6 protein-coding genes are annotated in these 4,031 nt (G+C 72.3%); 3 read left to right on the top strand and 3 right to left on the bottom strand.

Going from position 1 to position 4,031, the window contains the following annotated elements; translation table 11 throughout:
- Window positions 1-66: 66 nt before the first annotated feature.
- Window positions 67-1,287, bottom strand: a complete 1,221-nt coding sequence (locus H5J29_RS23635; protein ID WP_312858371.1) for a sedoheptulose 7-phosphate cyclase — start codon at window positions 1,285-1,287, stop codon at window positions 67-69.
- A gap of 256 nt (window positions 1,288-1,543) precedes the next feature.
- Entirely contained in the window at window positions 1,544-2,206 is a 663-nt protein-coding gene (locus tag H5J29_RS23630; protein WP_181783231.1) for an HAD family hydrolase, read from the bottom strand.
- 245 nt (window positions 2,207-2,451) lie between these two features.
- Between H5J29_RS23630 and H5J29_RS23625 the strand changes: the two genes are divergently transcribed.
- Window positions 2,452-2,751, top strand: coding sequence for a hypothetical protein (locus H5J29_RS23625; protein ID WP_181783230.1), 300 nt, complete (start codon window positions 2,452-2,454; stop codon window positions 2,749-2,751).
- Between the two features lie 6 nt (window positions 2,752-2,757).
- Here the strand turns inward: H5J29_RS23625 and H5J29_RS23620 are convergent, their stop codons facing one another.
- The gene (locus H5J29_RS23620; protein WP_181783229.1) at window positions 2,758-3,069 is read right to left on the bottom strand and encodes a DUF3040 domain-containing protein; all 312 of its coding nucleotides are present in this window, start codon (window positions 3,067-3,069) and stop codon (window positions 2,758-2,760) included.
- Between the two features lie 143 nt (window positions 3,070-3,212).
- Between H5J29_RS23620 and H5J29_RS23615 the strand changes: the two genes are divergently transcribed.
- On the top strand, window positions 3,213-3,737 hold the full coding sequence (locus H5J29_RS23615; RefSeq protein ID WP_181783228.1) for an ATP-binding protein: 525 nt from the start codon (window positions 3,213-3,215) through the stop codon (window positions 3,735-3,737).
- Between the two features lie 71 nt (window positions 3,738-3,808).
- A partial coding sequence (locus H5J29_RS23610) for an FAD-dependent oxidoreductase (protein WP_181783227.1) occupies window positions 3,809-4,031 on the top strand: 223 nt, incomplete at its 3' end.

Below are 4,031 nucleotides of genomic sequence, written 5' to 3'. Positions count from 1 at the left end.
CGTCGAGCAGGTCGGCGAGGATCGTGGTCGGGGTGACCGGCCGGGCGGGGCGGACCCCCGCGGTGCTCACGCGCCCGCCCACATGTCGACGCCCTCGACCGCCGTCGGGTAGCCGGCGACGATCTCGCGGTGCGCGGCGAGGGTCTCGTGCAGCTCCTCGGGTGTCACGTCGTTGACGAAGTGGCAGGTGCCGATCGGGTGCGGGACCGCCGCGCGCAGCAGCCCAGCGCGGGTCTGCAGGATCGACGACGTGGCGGCGGTCAGCAGCTCGGGGGTGAGGTACGGGCTGTCGACGGCGAGCCCGAGGCCGGTGAAGAGCCGATGGATCCGGTCGCGCTCGCCCGCGGTGACGAACCCGCGCCGCTCGGCCAGCGTGGCGGAGAAGGCCATGTCCACGCTGATCGCGTGCCCGTGCAGCATCGGGGTGTCCGGGGTCAGCTCGAGGGTGGGGCTCCAGGTGTGGCCGAACGCGATGACCCGGTCGAGATCGAGCTCGCGCAGGTTGGTGTGCTCGAGCTCGAGCATCGTGCGGATCGCCTCGTGCGTGGCGCGGCGGGCGATCTCGCGGAGCTCGGGGCCGCCGTCGCCCTGCGCGGGACCGCGCTGCCCGAAACCGGTCGCCAGGAGGTCGTCGCCGTACTTCTCGAGCAGGTCGAACAGGCCGGCGTTCGCGACCGTCGCGATCTTGATCATCTCGGCGGTGCCGTTGCGGACCTGTGGCTCGGGCAGCGTGGCGAGGAACGAGAAGTCCAGCAGCACCTGGCTGGACGCGTGGAAGGCGCCGAGCCGGTTCTTGTGCTTGCCGTGGTTCACCGCGACCTTCATCGCGACGCTGGCATCGATCAGACCGATCAGCGTGGTGGGGATCCGGATGTACGGGGTGCCGCGCTTGTAGCTCGCGCAGGCGAACCCGGTGACATCGGTGGTGAGACCGCCGCCCACCACCAGGACCGGTTCGGTCCGCAGCAGTCCGAAGTCCGCGAACGCGTCGACGATCCGTTCCAGCGTGCGCAGGCTCTTCGAGGTCTCGGCGATGGCCAGGGGGAAGACGGTCAGCGCGATGCCGTGCTCCGCGAAGTAGGCCCGCATCCGGTCGCCGTAGAGCGCGTGGACGGTCTCGTCGACGACCGCCAGGCTGCGGCCCCGCTCGCGGTAGGAGTCCGCGAGCTGCGGGTTCTCGGGGGCGAAGACGCCGTCGACGTACCGGAGGCTGAAGTCGACGGGTTCCCAGCTCTCGACGTGGAACCCGGTGTCGCTCGCGGTCAGGACGGCAGGGGGGATGGTCACGGAGGTCTCCGATCCGGGGTGGTGGCGGGCCGGCGGGCACGCCGAGGGACCCGATCGCCTGCGGTCGGGCGGGCGGGTGTGGGCAGTGGGCTCTGGTGTCCCGCACCGCGAGTCCGTGGCGTATCTCGGCGGACTGCGGTTCATGCAGGCCAGGCAGCCGGTCCGAGGCTCGTACCGGGTGTACTCGCCGGACCGGCAACGCCGCCTGCGTGGGCCTGGGCCGTCGAGATATGTGGCGGATTCGCGGTGCGGGACACTAGGTGAGCTGACCCAGCAGGGCGACGTCGTCGAGCCGGTCGGTCCGCTCGATGGCCGCGGGGAACTCGTGGCCCGCGGTGTTGGCGTTGGGGAAGGCGACGCAGCGCAGACCCGCGGCCCGCGCGGCCTCGGTCCCGCCGACGTTGTCCTCGACGGCGATGCAGGCCGCGGGCTCCTCGCCGAGCGTCTCGAGCGCGTACCGGTAGGCGGCCGGGTCGGGCTTCGGCCGGTCGACGGTCGTGGCGTCCACGACCAGGTCGAACCGGTCCCGCGGCAACGCCGAGCCCAGGCCGGTGAGCAGGGCCTCGACGTTCGCCCGGGACGTGGTCGTGACCAGCGCGACGCGCACCCCGGCGCGCCGGGCGGCCTCGACGGTCTCGACGACCCCGGGCCGCGGGGTCAGGTCCGCGTGGGCGAGGGCGGCCTGGAAGATCTGCGACTTGGTCTCGTGGACGGCGTCGGCGTCCACCTCGGTGCCGGTGGCCTCGGCCTGGTCGGCGATGCGCCGGCGGCCGCCGCTGGACCCGAGGAGCCGGGCGTAGTCCGCCCGCTCCCAGTGCCAGTCCAGACCGTGCTTCGCGAAGGCCTGGTTGAAGGCCTCGCGCTGCAGTTCGGAGGTGTCGGCGAGGGTACTGATCGAACCGAGGAGAAGTGCGGGCATGACGGAACCTCACGGTGATAGTTCGGCGCTGAAGGCGAGATCCGGTCCGTCGATCGAAGGCGAACGGAATCGCGGCGACCCGGATTCGCCGGGTCGGGTCCAGTGGTCAGTGCTTCCGTCTCAAGTATCGGCGCTGTGCCGGGTTCAGCAACTCGACTCCACCAGGGCCCGCGGCCCGGGGCGTGTGAACGAGGCGGACGGGGGTATGTGCTCCGGTATGGATGTCCGTGACGCCGGTGATGCCCATGTCCGCTGACAGCAGGGACGAACGGGGCGGGGCCCACGCGGCGGTGGCCTCGTCGAGCATGGTGCTGCGGGCCGGGTTCGCCATGTCCGATCTCGACGTGGACGGTCTCTGGATCGGTTACGCCGGTCTCGGTGGCGGTCTGAGCGCGGAGGTCCTCGAGGAGATCCTGCTCGGGCGGCGGCGCGCCACGAACCACGAGCACGACCTGATCGCCCAGGCGCTCAACGACCACTTCACCGACCGCGGGCAGGACCACCCGGTGCCCTACTCCCGAGACCTGGACCCGTCCGACGACTAGGCCGGGTCAGGGCTGCCTGCGCGCCCGGCACAGCCGTCGGGCCCGCCGCCACCACAGCGTGCCCGCGGTGCCGAGCAGGACGGCGGTCACCAGGAGACCGACCGACACCGTGACGAGGCCCGACAGCGCCGCGACCACGGCGAGCAGCAGCAGGAACCCGGCGCAGAGCGCCTCGATGCGGGGGTCGACCTCCTCGGGGTCGGCTGCCGCGACACGCACGGGTCGTCCTCCGCCGAACTGTGCGGCCAGCCGGGGGTCGTCGTGTTCGAAGTGCTGCTCGATCGCGCGAAGCGCCCGCCATTCCGCACCACTGAGCATGTCCGCTCCTTCTGCCGGCCTGCCGTCACGTACCCGTTCACCGCCCGGTTCACGCGTGGGCGCACGTTCCCCGATTCCCTCGCCCGAGTCGTAGCCGTGAGGCGTGTCGAGCAGGACACTGTCCGCAGCGGCCTGAGCACGCGGTGGGCGACAGGTTGGTGGTGGCGGTGATGTGCGGTCCGGTGGAGCCTCGGGACACCGATCTCGACGGCCGGTGGTTCCTCATGCTCCCGGCGCGGCCCTGGGCCGCGGAGGTGTTCCGTTCCCGGCTGGGCATCTGGCTGGAGGAGCTGGCGTGGCCGGTGGACCAGTTCGTGGCCGTCGTGACCGCGGTGAACGAGGCGGTGACCAACAGCATCGAGCACGCCTACCCGCCGCGCGAGGTGGCCGGGGCGTGCCCGGTCGACGACGAGGGCGTGGTGAGCGTCGAGGCCACGCTGCTCTCCCTCGTCGACTCCGGCACCCGACGGCTGTGGCTCGTCGTCCACGACGGCGGTTCGTGGGACCCCCTCGGCGAGGTGACGATGCAGGGGACCGGCCTGCGGGTGGCGCGGGAGCTGATGGACGAGCTCTCGGTGCACCGCGGGGGGTTCGACGCCCCGGTCGAGCCGCCCGGCACCGTCGTCTCCATGCTCACCCCGGCGGTGCCCCGCCCCGCCGTGGACTGAGATGGCGGGTTCGGGGTATCGCACGCCATGATCGGAGAGCGACACGACCCGCGGTGGGAGGCACGACGGCGATGAGTGGTCCCGGCGGGCGGGCGACCACGGAGTCCGTCGACGCCGTCGTCGTCGGGGCGGGCCACAACGGGCTGGTCGCCGCCAACCTGCTGGCCGACGCCGGGTGGTCGGTCCTGGTCTGCGAGGCCACCGACAGCCCGGGCGGCGCGGTGCGCAGCGCCGAGATCACCGCGCCGGGGTTCGTGAGCGACCTGTTCAGCGCCTTCTACCCGCTCGCGGCGG

Origin of the sequence: Pseudonocardia pini (assembly GCF_013870575.1) — a bacterium.
Classification (GTDB): Bacteria; Actinomycetota; Actinomycetes; order Mycobacteriales; family Pseudonocardiaceae; genus Pseudonocardia; species Pseudonocardia pini.
The sequence above is the reverse complement of the archived record's forward strand: the minus strand, read 5'-3'. Positions and strand labels throughout refer to the sequence as shown.